The sequence below is a fragment of the Streptomyces capillispiralis genome (genome assembly GCF_007829875.1).
GTDB lineage: Bacteria > Actinomycetota > Actinomycetes > Streptomycetales > Streptomycetaceae > Streptomyces > Streptomyces capillispiralis.
The window spans coordinates 2894515-2912745 of record NZ_VIWV01000001.1; the positions used below are offsets into that span (position 1 = coordinate 2894515).

The 18231-nt window shown below is 73.2% G+C and carries 14 protein-coding genes and 1 pseudogene; 5 read left to right on the top strand and 10 right to left on the bottom strand.

The features are described 5' to 3' along the window. Positions 1-40: 40 nt before the first annotated feature. Positions 41-2254 (bottom strand): ABC transporter family substrate-binding protein, encoded by a 2214-nt coding sequence (locus FHX78_RS11930; protein ID WP_145867420.1) that lies wholly within the window; start codon positions 2252-2254, stop codon positions 41-43. 290 nt (positions 2255-2544) lie between these two features. On the opposite strand from FHX78_RS11930, the gene FHX78_RS11935 reads away from it, so the two are divergent. The 4 genes from FHX78_RS11935 to FHX78_RS11950 are packed head-to-tail and all read left to right on the top strand — an operon-like array spanning position 2545 to position 6400. Continuing rightward, complete coding sequence (locus FHX78_RS11935) at positions 2545-2838, top strand: hypothetical protein (protein ID WP_145867421.1); 294 nt, start codon at positions 2545-2547, stop codon at positions 2836-2838. A 19-nt stretch (positions 2839-2857) separates the two neighbouring features. Further along, positions 2858-3694 carry a hypothetical protein gene (locus tag FHX78_RS11940; protein ID WP_145867422.1) on the top strand — a complete coding sequence of 279 codons (837 nt, stop codon included), beginning with the start codon at positions 2858-2860 and terminating at the stop codon, positions 3692-3694. Positions 3695-3713: 19 nt separating this feature from the next. Continuing rightward, a complete protein-coding gene (locus tag FHX78_RS11945; protein WP_145867423.1) occupies positions 3714-5636 on the top strand; it encodes a fumarate reductase/succinate dehydrogenase flavoprotein subunit in 1923 nt (640 codons plus the stop codon). Further along, positions 5633-6400 (top strand): succinate dehydrogenase/fumarate reductase iron-sulfur subunit, encoded by a 768-nt coding sequence (locus FHX78_RS11950; RefSeq protein ID WP_145867424.1) that lies wholly within the window; start codon positions 5633-5635, stop codon positions 6398-6400. Before FHX78_RS11945 ends, FHX78_RS11950 begins: the two co-directional genes overlap by 4 nt. A 7-nt stretch (positions 6401-6407) precedes the next feature. Here FHX78_RS11950 and FHX78_RS11955 read toward each other — a convergent pair whose 3' ends face one another. The 9 genes and pseudogenes from FHX78_RS11955 to FHX78_RS11995 all read right to left on the bottom strand — a co-directional run bounded on the left by FHX78_RS11955 (position 6408) and on the right by FHX78_RS11995 (position 17088). Further along, positions 6408-7556 (bottom strand): glycoside hydrolase family 18 protein, encoded by a 1149-nt coding sequence (locus tag FHX78_RS11955; protein WP_145867425.1) that lies wholly within the window; start codon positions 7554-7556, stop codon positions 6408-6410. Positions 7557-7644: 88 nt separating this feature from the next. Further along, complete coding sequence (locus tag FHX78_RS11960) at positions 7645-10344, bottom strand: SpoIIE family protein phosphatase (protein ID WP_145867426.1); 2700 nt, start codon at positions 10342-10344, stop codon at positions 7645-7647. 266 nt (positions 10345-10610) lie between these two features. Beyond that, positions 10611-11018, bottom strand: coding sequence for an ATP-binding protein (locus FHX78_RS11965; RefSeq protein ID WP_145867427.1), 408 nt, complete (start codon positions 11016-11018; stop codon positions 10611-10613). 189 nt (positions 11019-11207) lie between these two features. Next, positions 11208-11615: a (deoxy)nucleoside triphosphate pyrophosphohydrolase gene (locus FHX78_RS11970; RefSeq protein ID WP_145867428.1), complete on the bottom strand. Its 408-nt coding sequence runs from the start codon at positions 11613-11615 to the stop codon at positions 11208-11210. A gap of 93 nt (positions 11616-11708) precedes the next feature. Then, positions 11709-11942 (bottom strand): annotated as a pseudogene (locus FHX78_RS11975) (SPOR domain-containing protein); the annotation flags it as partial. 353 nt (positions 11943-12295) lie between these two features. Further along, positions 12296-13048 (bottom strand): GntR family transcriptional regulator, encoded by a 753-nt coding sequence (locus tag FHX78_RS11980; RefSeq protein ID WP_145867430.1) that lies wholly within the window; start codon positions 13046-13048, stop codon positions 12296-12298. 147 nt (positions 13049-13195) lie between these two features. Beyond that, the gene (locus tag FHX78_RS11985) at positions 13196-14335 is read right to left on the bottom strand and encodes a DUF4190 domain-containing protein (protein ID WP_373312984.1); all 1140 of its coding nucleotides are present in this window, start codon (positions 14333-14335) and stop codon (positions 13196-13198) included. A gap of 111 nt (positions 14336-14446) precedes the next feature. After that, positions 14447-16027, bottom strand: a complete 1581-nt coding sequence (locus FHX78_RS11990) for a S8 family peptidase (RefSeq protein ID WP_145867432.1) — start codon at positions 16025-16027, stop codon at positions 14447-14449. A gap of 434 nt (positions 16028-16461) precedes the next feature. Then, positions 16462-17088: a TetR/AcrR family transcriptional regulator gene (locus FHX78_RS11995; protein WP_189908518.1), complete on the bottom strand. Its 627-nt coding sequence runs from the start codon at positions 17086-17088 to the stop codon at positions 16462-16464. A gap of 119 nt (positions 17089-17207) precedes the next feature. Here FHX78_RS11995 and FHX78_RS12000 point away from each other — a divergent pair, with 119 nt between their 5' ends. Next, the gene (locus FHX78_RS12000; RefSeq protein WP_145867434.1) at positions 17208-18170 is read left to right on the top strand and encodes a zinc-binding dehydrogenase; all 963 of its coding nucleotides are present in this window, start codon (positions 17208-17210) and stop codon (positions 18168-18170) included. Positions 18171-18231: the final 61 nt, after the last annotated feature.

Sequence of the window (18231 nt, forward strand, 5' to 3'; positions counted from 1 at the left end):
CCCCGCGGGGGTGTGCCGCTCCCGTCCGTTTCCGGCCGGGTCAGTCGCGGCCCGGTGAGCCGGACGGACCCTGCGCGGACTTCTTCAGGAAGCCCATGTCCTCGTACACCGGCGTGCGGAACCCGAAGGCGCCGGCGTTGGCCAGGTCCTCGCGGGCCGCGGTGAGCTGGGGGCGCTGGTAGAGCGGGATGGAACCGGCCGCCGCCCAGATGCGGGAGTCCGCCTTGCGGATCAGGGCGCGGCGCTCGGAGTCGTCGAGCGTGGCGATGGCCTGGTCGAAGAGCTGGTCGACCTGGTCGGTGCCGACGCGCGTGTAGTTCTGCTCCACGTTCAGGGAGCCGTCGGCGCCCGGGACCGGTTTGGCGTAGACGGGGCGGGCGTCGGTGGCGGGGAAGGCGGTCGCCGGCCAGGAGTACAGGGCGAGGTCGTACGCGCCGGAGGCGATGTGGTCCTTGAAGTAGCTCTCGTCGTCGACCTTGGTGATCTCCGTACGGATCCCGATCCGCTCCAGCATCGCCGAGATCCGGCCGGCCACGGTGCGCAGCGTGTCCGAGCCGGGCCCCGAGGGCAGCACGAAGCGGAGGGTGAGCGCCTTGCCGTCCTTGGCCACGGGAGCGGTTTCGGCCCGGGCGGGGGCGGCGGTGCCCTTGGGGGCGTAGGCGCCGGGGGCGCCGCCCTGCTGCAGGTTCCGGGTGCCGGTGCCAGAGTCCCGCGGCGCCTTGTCGTCGCCGCCGTCCCCCTCGTCTCCCTGGTCCCCCTCGTCCTCGTCGCTCTCGTCGTCCTCACCGACGATGTACGTGCCGTCGTCGCCGCCGTCGGACGCGTCCTCGGCCCCGTTTCCGGAGTCCTCCTCCCCCTCCGCGCCGGCCGCCTGCTCCTCCTCGTCCTTCTTCTCCTCGACCGGTCCGCCCGGCACCCATCCGGCGTCCGCGAGCAGCGCCCTGGCCTCCTTGGTGTCCTGCTCCCCGAGGGCGCCGCTGTTGTCGGCGTAGGCGGCCTGCCCGGACAGCGCGAGGTGGCTGCCGACGGGCCGGGCGGGCAGTCCGAGGGGTGCCAGGACCGCCTCGGCGATGGCCTCGCGGTCCAGCGCGCGGGCCACGGCACGGCGGACCCGCTCGTCGGCGAGGGGGCCCTCGGCGCCGTTGAGGGCGAGCTGGGTGTAGGCGGGCTCCAGTGACTTGCGCACCTCGAAGCCGCCGAGGGCCCGCTGCTGACGGGCGTACTTCGCGGTCTTGCGGCGCAGTTTCGCGCGGGCGGAGATCTCCTCGTCGGCGGCCTCCTCGTCGGAGCCGTTGGCGACCGCCCAGGAGCGCAGCGCGTCCGCGGCGGACCGGTGGGCCCCTGGACCCGCGAGCGGGGTGGCGGTGCCCCGCTGGAGCGCGGCGACGGTGATGCGGCGGGCGGCGGACGGGTCGATCTCGGCCAGGTCGACGGTCCCCGCGCTGAGGGCGGTGATCCGCTTGTCCCGGGGGACGGAGCGCAGCACGATCGTGGAGAGCTTCGCCGGCTCGCCCCACCAGCGCACATTGCGGGTGAGGGTGACCTCGTCCTTCTTGCCGTCGACCTTCTTCACCGTGAAGGGTCCTGCGGTGACCTTCAGCTTCTTGCGGGCCCCGTCGTTGAAGGCGTCAGGGGCGGCCATGACGTCCTTGGGGTACAGCGGGGTGAACAGGGACCGCCAGTCGGCGTAGGGGCGACTGAAGGTGACCCTGACCTCCAGGTTCCCCTTGCCCCGCTCGATCTTCTCGATGCGGTCGTAGCCGGCGTTGCGGGCGGTCCAGTAGGCGGTGTCCTTGCCGGACAGGGCGCGCCACTGGGCGGCGAAGTCGGCGGCGCCGATCTCGCGGCCGTCGCTCCACACGGCCTGCTGGTTCAGCTTGTACAGGACGACCTGTTTGGGCTCGGTCTCGACCACCTCGGCGGATTCCAGGTAGTCCGCGTTGCGCACCGGCCGCCCGCGGCCGTCCATCCGGTACAGCGACGGCAGGACGGCCCCCGCGATCCGGGAGGTGGTGGCGTCGGCGTCCGCCTGGAAGGTGTTCAGGGTGGCCGGGACGCTGTCCACGGCCCAGCGCAGGGTGCCCCCGTCGGCGATCCGGGCCCGGTCGGCGCGCGCGATGTCCTGCCCGGCGAGGGGCCGGCCCGCGGGGTCGGCGGAGCCGCATCCGGCCAGCGCGGGCACCGCGAGCACACCCGCGGTGAGGAAGGCGACCGAGCGCGTGACCGCGCGCGGGCCGACGCCGTCGTGGGACATCTCTGGTTACCTCCGGGAAGCCGAGGGCGTTACGATCACTTTTGGTGGTATTTGGCGCTCATCCGATCTATGCGGCCCACTGAAGAGGAAAGGGTTCGACGACTCAGGACGACACGGCGGCCACGGGTGGCAAGCCCACTCGTGCGGCGCAACGCACCCGGCGGTGCACCCATTCGCCTCGGCCAATCGATGCACGTCCCTTCACAGCACGAGGTGTGACGCGCAACACTCGCAGGCGCATGAACATTGCCGCCTGGGGCCCGAAGGACCCGTGGAAGTGAGGGCAAGTCATGTCCGTGCACGACGAACTGGCATCCGTCCAGCGCTGCCTCGACGACCTGAACCGGTCGGTGGGGCGCCTGGAGCAGCAGCTGGGCAGCGGCGGCCTGGAGATGCGCCGCGTCCGCGCCGACACCAACCATCTGCGCGAGAGCGTCGCGCTGCTGCGGGAGACGGCCGACGCCGCCATGGCCCCGCAGCAGCGCCCCGATCTCGTGACCATCTCCGACACGCCGTACGACCCGTCGCTGTGGGTGGACACCGACGACGAGGGTCTCGGCGCCCGCGACCGCCGCGCCCCCTGACCCCGACCGGAGTGGACACGTGGCCACTGGTACGGAACCCCCCGCCGCACGACCCCGACGCCGAGGCGGCGGCGTACGAACGGGTACGCGCGCCGCGATCGGCGCCCCGCACCTGCGGACCGACCGCTGGTGGCTGGCCCCGGCCGCCACCGCGGCCGGGCTGCTCGCCTTCGTCGTCTACTCGACCTGGCGGGCCTTCGCCAACGCCGACTACTACGCCGCCCCGTACGTCTCGCCGTTCTACTCGCCGTGCCTGGCGGAGAACTGCGAGCCGATGAGGGCCGGACCGAACGCGGACCTGTTCGGCAGCTGGTGGGGCATCTCACCGGCGATCATCATCCTGATCTTCCCGCTCGGCTTCCGCCTGACCTGCTACTACTACCGCAAGGCCTACTACCGGGGCTTCTGGGCGTCCCCGCCGGCCTGCGCGGTCGCCGAACCGCACGCCCGGTACACCGGGGAGACCCGCTTCCCGCTGATCCTGCAGAACATCCACCGGTACTTCTTCTACGCGGCCCTGCCGGTGGCCGGCATCCTGACCTACGACACCGTGCTCGCCTTCCGGGACGAGCACTACGCGTGGGGGCACATGGGCCTCGGCACGCTGGTCTTCCTCGTCAACATCGTGCTGATCTGGGCGTACACCCTCTCCTGCCACTCCTGCCGGCACATCGTCGGCGGGAAGCTGAAGCACTTCTCGAAGCACCCGGTGCGCTACCGGATGTGGCGGTGGGTGGGCCGGCTGAACGCCCGGCACATGCAGCTCGCCTGGGCGTCGCTGGTCAGCGTGGCCCTCGCCGACCTCTACGTGTACCTCGTCGCGTCCGGTGCCTTCGACGATCCGCGCTTCTTCTAGCTGAGTGGGGACTTCACTGATGCCCGTGGTCGACCGGCAGGAATGGGACGTCGTCGTGGTCGGTGCGGGCGGCGCCGGACTGCGCGCCGCCATCGAGGCGCGCGAACGGGGCGCCCGTACGGCCGTGATCTGCAAGTCGCTCTTCGGCAAGGCGCACACGGTGATGGCCGAGGGCGGCATCGCGGCCGCGATGGGCAACGTCAACGCCGGGGACAACTGGCAGGTCCACTTCCGCGACACCCTGCGCGGCGGGAAGTTCCTCAACCAGTGGCGGATGGCCGAGCTGCACGCCCAGGAGGCGCCGCAGCGGGTGTGGGAGCTGGAGACCTGGGGCGCGCTGTTCGACCGGACGAAGGACGGCCGGATCTCGCAGCGCAACTTCGGCGGCCACGAGTACCCGCGCCTCGCGCACGTCGGCGACCGCACCGGCCTGGAGCTGATCCGCACGCTCCAGCAGAGGATCGTCGCCCTCCAGCAGGAGGACTTCCGCGAGACCGGCGACTACGAGTCCCGGCTGAAGGTCTTCCAGGAGTGCACGGTCACCCGCGTGCTGAAGGACGGGGAGAGGGTCTCGGGGGTCTTCGGCTACGAGCGGGAGTCCGGCCGCTTCTTCGTGCTGGAGGCGCCCGCCGTGGTGATCGCGACCGGCGGCATCGGCAAGTCGTTCAAGGTGACGTCGAACTCGTGGGAGTACACCGGCGACGGCCACGCGCTGGCGCTGCTCGCGGGCGCTCCCCTGCTGAACATGGAGTTCGTGCAGTTCCACCCGACGGGCATGGTCTGGCCGCCGTCGGTGAAGGGCATCCTCGTCACCGAGTCGGTGCGCGGCGACGGCGGGGTGCTGCGCAACGCCGAGGGCAAGCGGTTCATGTTCGACTACATCCCGGACGTCTTCAAGGACAAGTACGCCGAGTCCGAGGACGAGGGCGACCGCTGGTACGACGACCCGGACCACAACCGGCGCCCGCCCGAGCTGCTCCCGCGCGACGAGGTGGCCCGCGCGATCAACGCCGAGGTGAAGGCGGGCCGCGGCTCCCCGCACGGCGGGGTCTTCCTGGACGTGTCCACGCGGATGCCGGCCGAGGTGATCAAACGGCGGCTGCCGTCGATGTACCACCAGTTCAAGGAGCTGGCGGACGTCGACATCACGGCGGAGGCGATGGAGGTCGGGCCGACCTGCCACTACGTGATGGGCGGCATCGCCGTCGACTCCGACTCGGCCGCGGCGCGCGGGGTGCCGGGGCTGTTCGCGGCCGGTGAGGTGGCCGGCGGGATGCACGGCTCCAACCGGCTCGGCGGGAACTCGCTGTCCGACCTGCTGGTGTTCGGGCGCCGGGCCGGCCTGCACGCGGCGGAGTACGCGGGTGGGGCGGGGGCCGCGCGGCCCCGGGTGGACGACGTACAGGTCGACGCGGCCGCCGCGGAGGCCCTGCGCCCGTTCTCCGCGGAAGGGGAGGCACCGGGCGACGGCCCGCCGGAGAACCCGTACACCCTGCACCAGGAGCTCCAGCAGACGATGAACGACCTGGTCGGCATCATCCGGCGCGAGCACGAGATGGAGCGCGCCCTGGAGAAGCTGGCCGAGCTGCGGGCACGGGCCCGCCGGGCCGGGGTAGAGGGGCACCGGCAGTTCAACCCGGGCTGGCACCTCGCCCTGGACCTCAGGAACATGCTGCTGGTCAGCGAGTGCGTGGCCCGGGCGGCGCTGGAGCGCACCGAGTCGCGCGGCGGGCACACCCGCGAGGACCACGCGGCGATGGACCGCGCCTGGCGCAACGTCAACCTGCTGTGCACGCTGGCCGGCCCCGCGGACGGTGACCCGGTGCGCGGCCGGATCGCCCTGACCCGCGAGACCACCGAACCCATCCGCCCGGACCTGCTCGCCCTCTTCGAGAAGGAGGAGCTGGTCAAGTACCTCGCCGAAGAGGAGCTGTACGAGTGAGCAGCTACGAGGCCCGCTTCAAGGTGTGGCGCGGGGACGTCGGGGGCGGCGGCCTGGAGGACTTCGCGGTCGAGGTGAACGACGGCGAGGTGGTCCTCGACATCATCCACCGCCTCCAGGCCACCCAGGCCCCCGACCTCGCCGTGCGCTGGAACTGCAAGGCCGGCAAGTGCGGTTCGTGCTCGGCGGAGATCAACGGGCGCCCCCGGCTGCTGTGCATGACCCGGATGTCGGTGTTCGGGCGGGACGAGACGATCACCGTGACCCCGCTGCGGGCCTTCCCGGTGATCCGCGACCTGGTGACGGACGTCGGCTTCAACTACGCCAAGGCCCGCCAGGTCCCGGCCTTCGTGCCGCCCGAGGGGGTCGCACCGGGCGAGTACCGGATGATGCAGGAGGACGTGGACCGCTCGCAGGAGTTCCGCAAGTGCATCGAGTGCTTCCTGTGCCAGGACACCTGCCACGTGGTGCGCGACCACGAGGAGAACAAGCAGGCGTTCGCGGGACCGCGCTTCCTGATGCGGGTCGCGGAACTCGACATGCACCCGCTGGACGCGGCCGAGGAGAGCGGCCTGGACCGCGGGCGCGCCGCCCAGGACGAACACGGCCTCGGCTACTGCAACATCACCAAGTGCTGCACGGAGGTCTGCCCCGAGGGGATCAGGATCACGGACAACGCGCTGATCCCGTTGAAGGAGCGGGCCGTCGACCGCAAGTACGACCCGCTGGTGTGGCTGGGCGACAGGATCCGGCGGCGTACCTGAGCCCCGGTCACGGCGCGTCGAGCCAGCCCTCCCGGTAGGCCTTCCAGTCCGCCTCCGTCGCCGCGAAGTCGACGTACAGGGCGACGCCGAAGCGGGCGCGGTCGGCGTCGGTGCGGGACAGGCCGAGGCGGACACCCCGGACGGCGGCGGGCACGGTCTCGGCGTGGGCCCAGTGGCCGAACCGGTTCTCCTTGAAGAAGGGAAGGCCCATCAGCAGGTCGGTGGAGGGCGGGGTGACCTCCAGGGCTAGGGCGGTCTGCTGGGCGACGTACCCGCCGTAGGTGCCCTCCAGGGGCTGGATGGTGTCGTACGACATCACGGCGATCTGGTCGACGCGGCGGGCCACCTGCCCGAAGTACTCCTGGGACCACCACTTGGGGTGGCCGGTGAGCGTGCCCCAGAAGGAGTGGAAGGCGGGGAGCGGGTCGATCTGGTGGGCGGCGACGGAGAGCGGGACGTCGCGCGAGGCCGTCTCCTCGTGCAGGGCGTCCAGGAGCTTCAGGTAGTTGCCGTCGCCTGAGTGCAGGGGCTCCAGGTCGAAGTGGACACCGTCGTAACCGGTGTCCAGGATCTCGCGGGTGGAGCGGAGGATCGCGGCGCGGGACCCGGCGCGCTCCAGGTGCAGGGCCTCGGGGTGCTCGGGGGCGAGGATGTCGCCGAGCCAGGCCTGCACGCGGACCCCGGGCAGCTCCCGGTGGACGGCGTCGATGAACCAGCGCGCGCGGGGGTAGGCCGACTTCGGCAGGGTGCCGTCGTGCTCCAGCGGGCCGGAGTGGACGTACAGGTCGCGGATGCCGGTGCCGTCGAGGCGGCGGGCGAGGGCGGTGACGTCAGCGTCCTTCTTCCGCCCGTCGACCCAGGCGTGCCCGAGCCAGAGGGCGTCCCGGTCGCGGGTGCGGGTGCCGTCCGCCGGGTCGCCGGTGAAGTTGATCCACAGGGCCGTCTCGGCGGTGAGGACGGGCACGAGGAGGACGAGGACCAGCGCGAGGGCGATGCGCCGGAGCCGGCGCGCCCAGGGGCGGCGGCGTTCCGGTTCCGGCGCGGACGGGCTGCCGTCGGGGCCGGGCGGGCCGTCCAGGCCGTCCCGTTCCGCGGCTTCCCGGGGGCCGTTCTCGGCCTCGGTGTCCTCCGGTTCCCGCGCCCGTGTGTGCTCCATCCGCGGCCTCCCCACCCTCGGCCGGCCGTGTGACCGGTGTTGGGGGAGAGGACGACGCGTACGGGTGTTCGGTTCCGGCGTGTGGTGGTCAGAACAGGCTGAGCAGGGCCTCCGCCGGGTCGGTGAGGCTGGTGTCGGGACCGGGCAGCGGCAGTTCGAACCAGACCGTCTTGCCCCGGGGCGTACGGCGGGAGCCCCAGGCCGCGCTGAGCAGGCCGACGAGCTGGAGGCCCCGGCCGCCCTCGTCGGTGTCGCGGGCACGGCGCCGGCGGGGCTGGACCAGTCCCGAGTCCCAGACCTCGCAGACCAGGGTGCGGTCGAGGAGGAGACGGAGCCTGATCTCGCCCTCGCCGTAGCGCAGGGCGTTGGTGACCAGCTCGCTGACCAGCAGCTCGGTGGTGTCGACCAGGGGCTCCATGTCCCAGCCGGTCAGTTGCGCGCGGGCGTACTCGCGGGCCCGGCCCACGCTGCGCGGCTCGCGGGGCAGGGTCCAGTCGCCGACGGACTCGGCGGGCAGTCCCTGGACACGTGCCATCAGCAGGGCGATGTCGTCCTCGCCGTGGTGGGTGTCGAGGGTGTTGAGGACGTGATCGCAGACGTCCTCCAGGTTCGGGTGGGCTCCGGCGCCCGGCGCGGTCGCCGGGGGGTGGCCGGGTGACGGGCGGACGGGGTCCGTCAGGGCGCCCACGAAGGCCTGGAGGCCCTCGTCGAGGGGGTGGTCGCGGCTTTCGACGAGGCCGTCCGTGTAGAGGGCGAGCAGGGCACCCTCGGGCAGTTCGACCTCCACCTCCTCGAAGGGCTCCCCGCCGACCCCGAGCGGCATGCCGGGCGGCACGTCCAGCATCAGCGCGGGCTCGCCCGGTTCCACCAGGACCGGCGGCAGGTGGCCCGCGTTGGCGAAGGTGCAGCGCCTGGTCACCGAGTCGTAGACGGCGTAGACGCAGGTCGCCAGGTAGACCTCGGAGAGGTCGGCCTCGCGGGGGCGGCGGGCGGCGCGGGTCGCCTGCTGGACGCCTCCCGCGGAGCCGAAGGCCTGGGAGGGCCCGCCGGGTGCGCCCAGTCCCCGGGCGATCTCGTCCAACTGGGCGAGCACCTCGGCCGGTTCGAGGTCGAGCTGGGCCAGGGTGCGCACGGCGGTGCGCAGTTCGCCCATCGCCACCGCGGCGCGCAGACCGCGCCCCATGACGTCGCCGACGACCAGCGCCGTGCGGTGTCCGGGCAGTTCGATGACGTCGAACCAGTCGCCGCCGACCTCGCTGGGCCGGCCGGTGGCCGCGTTGCCGGGGAGGTAGCGGCAGGCGATGTCGAGGCCGGAGGCCTCCGGGTCGCCGGGCGGGAGCAGCGACCGTTGCAGTATCAGCGCGCGTTCGTGCTCGCGCCGGTAGAGGCGGGCGTTGTCGATGCAGACGGCGGCGCGCGCGGCCAGTTCCACCGCGAGGTCGCGGTCGCGGTCGCCGAACGGCTCGCTGCCCTTGGTGCGGGCGAACTGCGCGAGGCCCACCACCGTGTCGTGGGCGACCATCGGCACGGCGAGCGTGGACTGCACCAGGCCGCCCTCCTCGCCGGGCACGGCCTGCGGGCGGGCGGTGCGCAGGGCGTCCGCGCAGGGCGAGTTGAACGGGTAGTGGTGGACGGCGCCGAGCTTCACGTGCTCCCCGGTGCCGGTGAACGGCGCCTCGGAGACGGCGCTGGCGAAGGCGACGCGGCGCACCTCCGCGCTGCCGTCGGCGAGGCCGGGCGGGGTCTCGTCGCCGGCCAGCAGCCCCTGGTACAGGTCGACGGTGGCCAGGTCGCAGAAGCCGGGGACGACGACGTCGAGGAGTTCGCGGGCGGTGGTCTCCAGGTCGAGGGAGTTCCCTATCCGGGCGCCCGCCTCGTTGAGCAGGGCGAGATTGCGCCGGGCGGCGGCGGCCTCGCGGGCGGCGGCGCGGCGGGCGGTGATGTCGGTGCCGAGCCAGGCGATGCCGATGGGGCGTCCGCTGCCGCTGTGCACGCGGTAGAGGTTGACCGACCAGTGGCGGCGCTCGTCGGAGTCCGGCACGAAGCCGGTGACGTGCATGTCCGTGATGGAGTCGCCGGTCTCCAGCACCCGGCGCAGGGTGGCGGCGACCCGCTCGGCCTCGCCGCGCGGCAGGTAGTCGTGCACGCCCTTGCCGCGGTGGTCGTCGGGGGTGCCGCCGAAGATGGACGCGAACCGCTGGTTGGCGCGGCGCACCCGCAGGTCGGGGTCGATCAGCAGGAAGCCGAAGGGAGATTGGCCGAATATGGCCTGCGAGGCGGCGAGGTCGGTCTCGATGCGGCGCAGGGTGCGGACGTCGACGACGATGCAGACGGCGGCCTTCTCGCCCTCCTCGGTGCGCGTCGGCATGACGTAGACCTCGGCCAGGCCCTCCCGGTCGCGCTCGTCCGCCACCGCCGAGTCCACGGGCAGCCGGAAGGGCACCACTCCGGTCCACTCCCGGCCGTCGAGGATCTCGGCCATCTTGCGCTGGCCGCGCTCCCGGCGGACGGGTTCGAGGAACGCCTCGATGGGGTCCATGCCGACGGCGCGGTCGGCGGGCACGCCGAAGATCTGCTCGGCGCGCAGGCTCCACTGGTCGACCAGCCCGTCCGGGCCGATGGAGAAGGAGGCGACCTTGATGTAGTCGTACATGGAGCCGGGTGGACTGGTCTGCCACATCGCGTCGGCGGACGGAGCGTCGCCGAGGACGGGGCCGTCCGCGGCCCCGCCCTTCGCGCCGCCCGACGGGTCCTCGGACTCCGTGGCCTTCGCTGGTATCTCGCTCACGCGAACCGTCCCCTCCAGCTCACCGCGCCCGGCACCGGTCACCGGAGGCGGCTGCCCGCAGTATCCAGCACTACGGCGCCGCACAACACGGTGTTCACGATCACAGCACGGTCCCGATGCTTTTAGGTCCGTACCGTGAGAACACTTCCAGTCTTCTAACCAGCGGACACGTCATCGAACCCCCCTCGTCGGCAACCTCCGCGACCCGGCAGCGGTCACTCGGCGTGAGGTCCGGGCGCGGCCGCGGTGAACGGCCGTACGAGGGGTCATCGTGGCACCGCGAGTTCGAACCACACGGTCTTCCCGGCGGCGCAGGGCCGGGCGCCCCAGCGGCGGGAGGCGGAGGCCAGGAGCCGCAGTCCGCGGCCGCCCTCGTCGTCGGGCCGGGCGTCGCGGGCGAGCGGGAGGTCGGGGAGCGTGTCGGAGACCTCCACCCTGAGCACCCGGGCCGCGTCCGTGGGACGTAGCAGGCGGACGCCTATGGGGCCCGAGGCGTGCCGCAGGGCGTTGGTGACCAGCTCGCTGACCAGCAGGGCCGTCAGGTCGCCGACGCTGTCGAGGTCCCACAGGCGCAGCTGGTCACGGACGGCGGAGCGGGCGGCGCGCACGGCGCCCGGATCCGCGGAGAACGTCCACGCGGCGCGGTCGCCATCGGAGTCGCTCACGCGGATCACTTCCCGGCAGAGGGAGTCCGGCCATGTCCGGTTTCATGGGGTTAATGGGCCCATACCCGATATCCACGGCGGTGTATCGCGCTCGACGGCGCATCGAGGCACGAGTGGCGCGGAAGGGCGCCCATGCCTCGCCGCCGCTGCCCCCGCACGCCGCGGCCGCGCTTCACGCGCCCTGCCGCTGACGGGCGGTCACGGGCGCCCCGCGGCGTGGGCGAGGGTGTCCCGGACGGCCGGCACGTCGTGCTCGATCCAGTCGACGTCCCAGACGCGGTCGGGGGTGAGCCAGCGCAGCTCGTCGTGGTCCTCCAGGGGCCGGGGGGCGGGGGAACCGGAACTCAGACGGGCGGTCCACACCTGCATCACGTACGGCGCCCGCAGCGGCCACTCCCCCGGGACGCGCTCGCCCGCCTCGGCGTCGACACCCAGCTCCTCACGCAACTCCCGTACGAGGGCCGCGTCCGGGCGCTCCCCCGGTTCGACCTTGCCGCCGGGCAGCTCCCAGCGGCCCGCCAGGTCCGCGGGCGCACTCCGCCGGGCGGCGAGCAGCCGCCCCTCGTGCCACAGCGCCGCCCCGACCACCACGATCCGCTCACCCATGCGCCGGAGCCTACGGGAGCGACGCGCCGGGGGCGGCGGGCGGGCCGGGGCGCGTACGGGCCGGGTACCGGGTGACCCCGGTGGCGGGGCGGGTCAGTCCGGGGAGGTCGCGTTCCGGCCGATCCGCTCGACCCAGTAGAGCTGTTTGTGGCCGCGCTCGTCGAGGCTGGCGGCGATCCGCTCGGCCTCGGCGCGGGTCGCGTACCGGCCCACCCGGTAGCGATTGCCGTTGTCGTCCTGACGCACGACGAGCCAGGGAAGAGTCACCGTGCCGTCGTTCATCGCTCCCCTCCACTTCCCGCCCGCGGCCTGTGCCGCGCCCCGCCCGGTAAGGAAACCGCAGTCCGCATATGCCCGACCCTACGCCTTACCTTCACTGAGCGAATACGCCTTTTCACGAAGAGGTACGCAACCGGCCAGAACGCAGGGGGCGCACAGGGGCGGATGCGCCGTGCGTGAGGGGTGACGCGTTTGGTCAGCGGCGTACCGCCCGGTGCGCCCCACTCCGGGGGCGACCTGGGAAAACGGCCAGATTGCTACGGCGTCGGCGCGGTGGCGCCCGGGCCGGCGCGCCGGAGTGGACGCGCGGCGGGGGGCGCGGAAGGGAGCGCGCGGGAGCGGGGAGGAGTCGAGGCGGAGGCGCGGAAGCGGAGGCGGGGAGGCGCGGAGGCGGGCGGGGGCTACTTCACCGGGAGGTGGTAGGAGGCCCGGTACCGGTCGGCGGGGATGACCACGTCGGCGGTCTCCACCGGCCGCCCCGAGGCGAAGTAGGTGCGCTGGATGACCAGGACGACATGGCCGGGGACGCCGCCCAGCACGAGCAGTTCCTCGGCGAGGCCGGGGCGGGCGCCGACCTCCTCCGTCACGTTGTCCACGATCACGTCGATGGCGCGCATGCGCTCGACGACGCCCATGCCGCCGAGCGGCCCTTCCTCGGGCAGCATGACCGGGGTCCGGCCGGTCAGGGCGAGCGGCTCCCAGGAGGTGGAGAGCATCATCGGCTCGCCGGCCTCCCGGAAGAGGTACCTGGTGCGCATCACGCGGTCGCCTGGCTCGATGCCGAGCCGCTCGGCGACCGGGGCGCAGGCGTCCCTCTGCTCGCTGTGGGACTCCCAGGTGCCCCGGATCCCCGCGTCCGCCTGCTCCTGCCGGAAGGGCGTGGCCCCGCGCTCGGGACGGAACCCGGAGCGGGCGACCCGCCGCGGCACCGGGCGCTCGCGCACGTACGTGCCCGAGCCGGAGCGGCCCTCGACGAGCCCCTCCGCCATGAGCACCTTGCGGGCCTCGAGCGCCACGGTGTCCGAGACGCCGTACTCCTCGCGGATGCGCGCCTGGGAGGGGAGCCGGGTGTGGGGCGGCAGTCGGCCGTCGACGATCTTCTTGCGGAGATCACCCGCGACGCGCAGGTACGCCGGCTGCTCACCGAATGTCACGGGCCGCTCCCATCAGGTTGTACAGACAGCAACAGCGTGGCAACCGTAGGTTGTGCCAGGCAAGTGAAGGCCAGAGAATCACTCGATGTGATGACTTCTACCCCGTGAGGGCTTTACGCAGGCACTTTCTCCCCGCTATGGCGACCGTCACACTCGCATGCCGCCGCTTTCGCTGTCGCGCTCGGTCTCCTCGTCGTACTCGGGCGGGGAGGAGGCCAGCCCCAGAGCCTCGCGTGCGGTGACCGAGCCGTCGGGATCGACGAGGTCCCACCCCCGGTCGTAGTGCTCGTAGTAGGTGTCCGCGTCGCCGGCCGCCGCGGCCTTCGCCCACTCCCCCTCGGCCTCGTCCAGGTCGGCGACGAGGTCCCGCACCGGCCGCCGCGCGTCCGCCGGCCACTCGTGCGCGCGCAGCATCCGGGTCTGCTCGGCGAGCGCCGCCGTCATCTCCCGCGCCCAGTCCTTGTGCCCGGGCAGGTCGTCCTCGACGAACTCGGCCTCGGGGGCCTTGTCCACGGCGTCGTCGAGCACGTGCGCCGCCTTCAGGTAGGCCACCTGGTGCGCGTCGAGCGTGCTCGCGTCGCGGCGCAGCGAGCCGGTGAGGGTGGCCTGCGCGTCCCGGTCGCCGAAGACGCAGGTGATCTCCCGGTCGCCGAAGTCCCAGCTCTCCCGGGACGGGACGAGGTAGTACACGTCCACGGTGGCGGGCAGCGCCCAGCGGTCCATGACGTAGGCGTCCTGGAGGCCGTAGCACCGTTCGTCGGCGGTGCCGGTGAGCTCGGCGTCGCCCGGGTAGGAGCCGTCGGGGACGGTGACGACGGCGAAGACCTCACCGTCGTGCTCCCGCGCGCAGGGCACCCGGTCGGCCTCGGTGGCCCAGCCCTCCAGGCCCCCGGGCGAGTCGAAGCAGTCGCCCTTGCGCAGGCCGAGGACGCCGTTGCCGCGTGTGCCGTCCTTGACGCCCTCCCAGACGTCGGCCGCGTACCCGGTGGCGAGCGCCGCCACCCACAGCGCGAGCCCGAGCGACGACAGCACCGCCCCGGCGATCGCCATCCCCCGCCCGCGCTCCCCGCGCCGCCTGATCTGCCACAGCGCCACCAGCCCGAGCACCAGCCCGAAGGCCGGCAGGAAGCAGAGCACGCCCAGCACCAGGGCCGCGATGGCGACGCCGTTGACGGCGGCCGGGGGCCGGGGCCCCTGCGGTCCGTACAGCCCGTACGGCGCGAAGCCCGGCTGCCCTCCGTACGGGAACTGCGGCGGCTGGGGCCCGGAGGGCGGAGGTATGGACACGAGGCGCATCGTAAGCGCGGTGGCGGCGTGCCCCGTCCCCGGGGCGGGCCGGGCCGTACGGCCCGCTTCCCTTCCCGGGGACGGAGGTGGTGCCGGTGGCGCGGGGCCGGGTCAGAACTGCAGGGCCCAGCCGTTCAGCCGGCCGGTGTCATAGGACGCGTTGTCGCTGACGCGCAGCTTCCACGTGCCGTTCGCCGTCTCCGAGGAGGCGTTGACGGTGTACGTGGTCTTGATGTTGTCCGCGCTGCCGCCGGTGCCGTACCCCTTGAGGGTGTACGCCGTGCCGTCGGGGGCGACCAGCTGGACCTGGAGGTCACCGATGTAGGTGTGGGTGATGTCGACCTCGACGGCCAGGCCCGAGGGCGCGTTGCCGGAGACGCCGGAGACCGTCACCGGGGACTCCACGGTGGAGTTGTCGGCGATGGTGTAGCCGGCCGTGCTCTCGAAGCGGTCACCGGTCGGGGGCGGGGTGGTGCCCCCGGTGCCCACGCGCAGCAGGCGGTTGGGCGAGCCGGTGCCCGGGCTGCCGACGACGCCGGTGGTGGCGGCGGCGGTCAGCGCGGAGGAGACCTGGGCCGGGGTGGCCGAGGGGTTGTCGGCCAGGTGCAGGGCGGCCGCGCCGGCGACGTGCGGGCTGGCCATCGACGTGCCGGAGATGGTGTTGGTGGCCGTGTCGCTGGTGCGCCAGGCGGAGGTGATGGAGGAGCCCGGGGCGAACAGGTCCAGCACCGAGCCGTAGTTGGAGTAGCTGGCGCGGGCGTCGCTGGAGGTGGTGGCGCCGACGGTGATCGCCTCGGTCACGCGGGCCGGGGACTTGGTGGAGGCGTCGGTGGACTCGTTGCCCGCCGCGACGACGAAGGTGACGCCGGTGCCGATGGCGTTGCGGACGGCCGTGTCGATCGCGCTGTCGGCGCCGCCGCCGAGGGACATGTTGGCGACGGCCGGCTTGACCGCGTTGCGGGCCACCCAGTCGATGCCGGCGACGACCTGGGCGGTGGTGCCGGAGCCGGAGTTGTTCAGCACCCGGACGCCGACGATCTTCGCCTTCTTGGCGACGCCGTAGGAGGTGCCCGCGACCGTGCCGGCGACGTGGGTGCCGTGGCCGTGGCCGTCCTGGGCGGTGTTGTCGTTGTCGACGGCGTCGTAGCCGTCGGAGGCGCGGCCGCCGAAGTCGCTGTGGCTGATGCGGACGCCGGTGTCGATGACGTACGCCGTCACGCCCTGCCCGGCGGAGTCCGGGTAGGTGTAGGAGCTGTTCAGCGGGAGGTTCTGCTGGTCGATCCGGTCCAGGCCCCAGGAGGGCGGGCTGGGCTGGGTGCCGGTGATGTGGAAGGTGCGGTTCTGGATCACCGAGGCGACGGCCGGGTCGGCGGCGAGACGTTTCGCCTCGGTCTCGGAGGCCTCGACCTCGTACCCGTTGAGGGCCTTGGTGTACGTGCGCTCGATGTCGGCGCCGTACTTCGCGGCCAGGGCGCGGCCCTCGGCGGAGCCGGACCGGGCCTCGTCCGTCTTCAGGGTCACGATGTAGCTGCCGGCCACGGCGTCGGTGTCACCGGCGTACTGGATGCGGCCTTCGGGGGCGGACGGGGCCGCACCCGCGGGGAGAGCGGAGACGAGGCTCGCGACGAGGGCCGCGGTGGTCGCGGCGCCGAGGGCGGTCAGTCTTCGCCGGGGGTGACGCATCACTGTCATGTGAGGGTTCCTCCTCAGTCGGTGGTGCGCGTGCTTGTGGGGGTGTGGTGCGTTCCGGCGCACGCGCGGCGCGGGTGGCGCGTGGGGCGCGCGTCGGAGACGGACGAGCACGGCGGCTGGCAGGACCATGACAATGCCAACGACCGTTCACGTGCGTCAGCCGAAAGATTGAGGGTTCCACAGGAATTGCACAAGAGGGCCTGCGTGAACGTCACACCCGTGACATGCACGCCCGTCACAGTCGCCGCCCGGCCGTACGCCGTTCACCTCCCCACCCGGACACGCCGGCGGGCGGCCCTTCCGTACAGGGCGCGGGGGCGCCGTTCGGCGGCCGAACACGGCGGCGGAGGCGCGCCGTTCAGCCGTCCGACGCCGGGGGTACGCGGAGGCGTGCCGGCGGGTGGCGCGGCGGGGTGGCCGGTCGCCGCCCCGGGTCACCCGTGCGGGGGCGGGGCCTGGCGGGCGGCCGGGGGCAGTGGTGCCCGCGTCGGGGAGGTCTGGAAGGACTGGATCACGAGGGCGGCGAAACGCCGGGAGGTGGCCCGGCGGGTGGCCGCCGACGTGGCGTGGATGCCCCGGTGCGCCATGAGCACCATGACCAGGTCGTCCGGGACGAAGTCGGGACGCAGGTCCCCGGCCCGCTGGGCGCGGCGGGCCAGCTCCGCGACCGCGCCGAGCATCCGCCCGCGGTCCGCGGCGAAGTCCATCGCGTCGGGGTAGGCCGCCATGAAGGCCTCCGTGAACCCCAGGCTGTCGATGTGCAGTTCACAGGTCTTCTCGATCACGCGGCAGAAGCCGCTCCACGGATCCGGGTCGGCGAGCCCTTCCTCGACGATGGCGTGGCACGCCCGCACCTCTTCGGCGTAGGCCTCGACGACCAGCGTCCGCTTGGTCGGGAACCGGCGGTACAGGGTGGCGGGGCCGACGCCGGCGTGCCGTGCGATCTCGCGCATCGGGACGTTCAGGCCCTCGGTGGCGAACAGCGTGCGCGCCGCTTCGAGGACGCGCTCACGGTTGTCCAGGGCGTCCGAGCGCAGGGGGTGAGGCAAAGGCACGGTCACCTCTCTCACTTTAACCAAGCGGACGGGGGCGTCCGTTAGCGTCCGGGGACGTCGGGGCACGGCCTCCCTCCGCGCCCGGCCCCGCCTCCCCCTTTCCTCCGTGAGACCAGGAGCAGACGTTGAAGGCAGTCGCGATCCAGACGTTCGGGAGCCCGGAAGGGCTGACCGTGACGGACCTCCCGGACCCGGTTCCCGCCGACGGGCAGGTGCTGATCGCCACCGAGGTGATCGGTGTCGGCGGGGTCGACGCCGTGATCCGCCGGGGCACCCTCTCCGGCCACGGATTCGCCGAGGGGCACGTCCCGGGCAGCGAGGTCGCCGGGACCGTGACGGCGGTCGGCCCCGGTGTCGACCCGTCGTGGACCGGCCGGCGCGTGTGGGCGTTCACCGGCCTGGGCGGCGGCTACGCGGAACAGGCCCTCGCCTCCGTCGAGGAGGTCCTCCCGCTGCCCGCGGACCTGTCCGGCGCGGACGCGGTGACGTTGGGCAGCTCGGGGGTCGTGGCTCATTTCGCCCTGGCCCACGCCCACTTCACCGCCGGCGAGTCGGTGCTGGTGCGGGGCGCGGCCGGCAGCATCGGCATCATGACGGTGCAGCTCGCGGCCCGTGGCGGGGCCGGGGCGGTGGCGGTCACGACGTCGTCGGCGCGGCGCGGTGACCGGCTGCGCGCGCTCGGCGCGACCCATGTGCTGGACCGGGCGGGCGACGGGGACGCGACCGCCCCCGACTCCTACGACGTCGTCATCGACATCGTGGCCGGTGCGGACATGCCGTCGTTCATCGACCGGCTCGCCCCGAACGGGCGCATGGTGGCCGTCGGCGTCGTCGGCGGCCACCCCCCGGCCGACTTCGGCGCGCGCCTGCTGGCGGCGTTCCGCAGGTCGGTGTCGTTCGCCACGTTCAGCGCCGACACCGTGCACCCGTCCGCGCGACAGGCCGTACGGGCCGAGCAGTTCGCCGCCGCGGGCCGCGGTGACCTGCGGTCGGTGGTGCACGAGGTGCTGCCGCTGGAGCAGGCCCCGCTGGCCCACCGGAAGATGGACGACGGCGAGGTGTTCGGCCGGATCGTCCTGACGCCGTAGACGGCGGCTCCGGAGCACGGACACCCGGGACGGACGGCCGCCCCACGGTCGCGGACACCAC

Coding starts and splice junctions, on each gene's coding strand:
- FHX78_RS11930 (WP_145867420.1), bottom strand. CDS start 2,254: ATGTCCCACGACGGCGTCGGCCCGCGCGCGGTCACGCGCTCGGTCGCC.
- FHX78_RS11935 (WP_145867421.1), top strand. CDS start 2,545: ATGTCCGTGCACGACGAACTGGCATCCGTCCAGCGCTGCCTCGACGAC.
- FHX78_RS11945 (WP_145867423.1), top strand. CDS start 3,714: ATGCCCGTGGTCGACCGGCAGGAATGGGACGTCGTCGTGGTCGGTGCG.
- FHX78_RS11955 (WP_145867425.1), bottom strand. CDS start 7,556: ATGGAGCACACACGGGCGCGGGAACCGGAGGACACCGAGGCCGAGAAC.
- FHX78_RS11970 (WP_145867428.1), bottom strand. CDS start 11,615: ATGGGTGAGCGGATCGTGGTGGTCGGGGCGGCGCTGTGGCACGAGGGG.
- FHX78_RS11990 (WP_145867432.1), bottom strand. CDS start 16,027: ATGACAGTGATGCGTCACCCCCGGCGAAGACTGACCGCCCTCGGCGCC.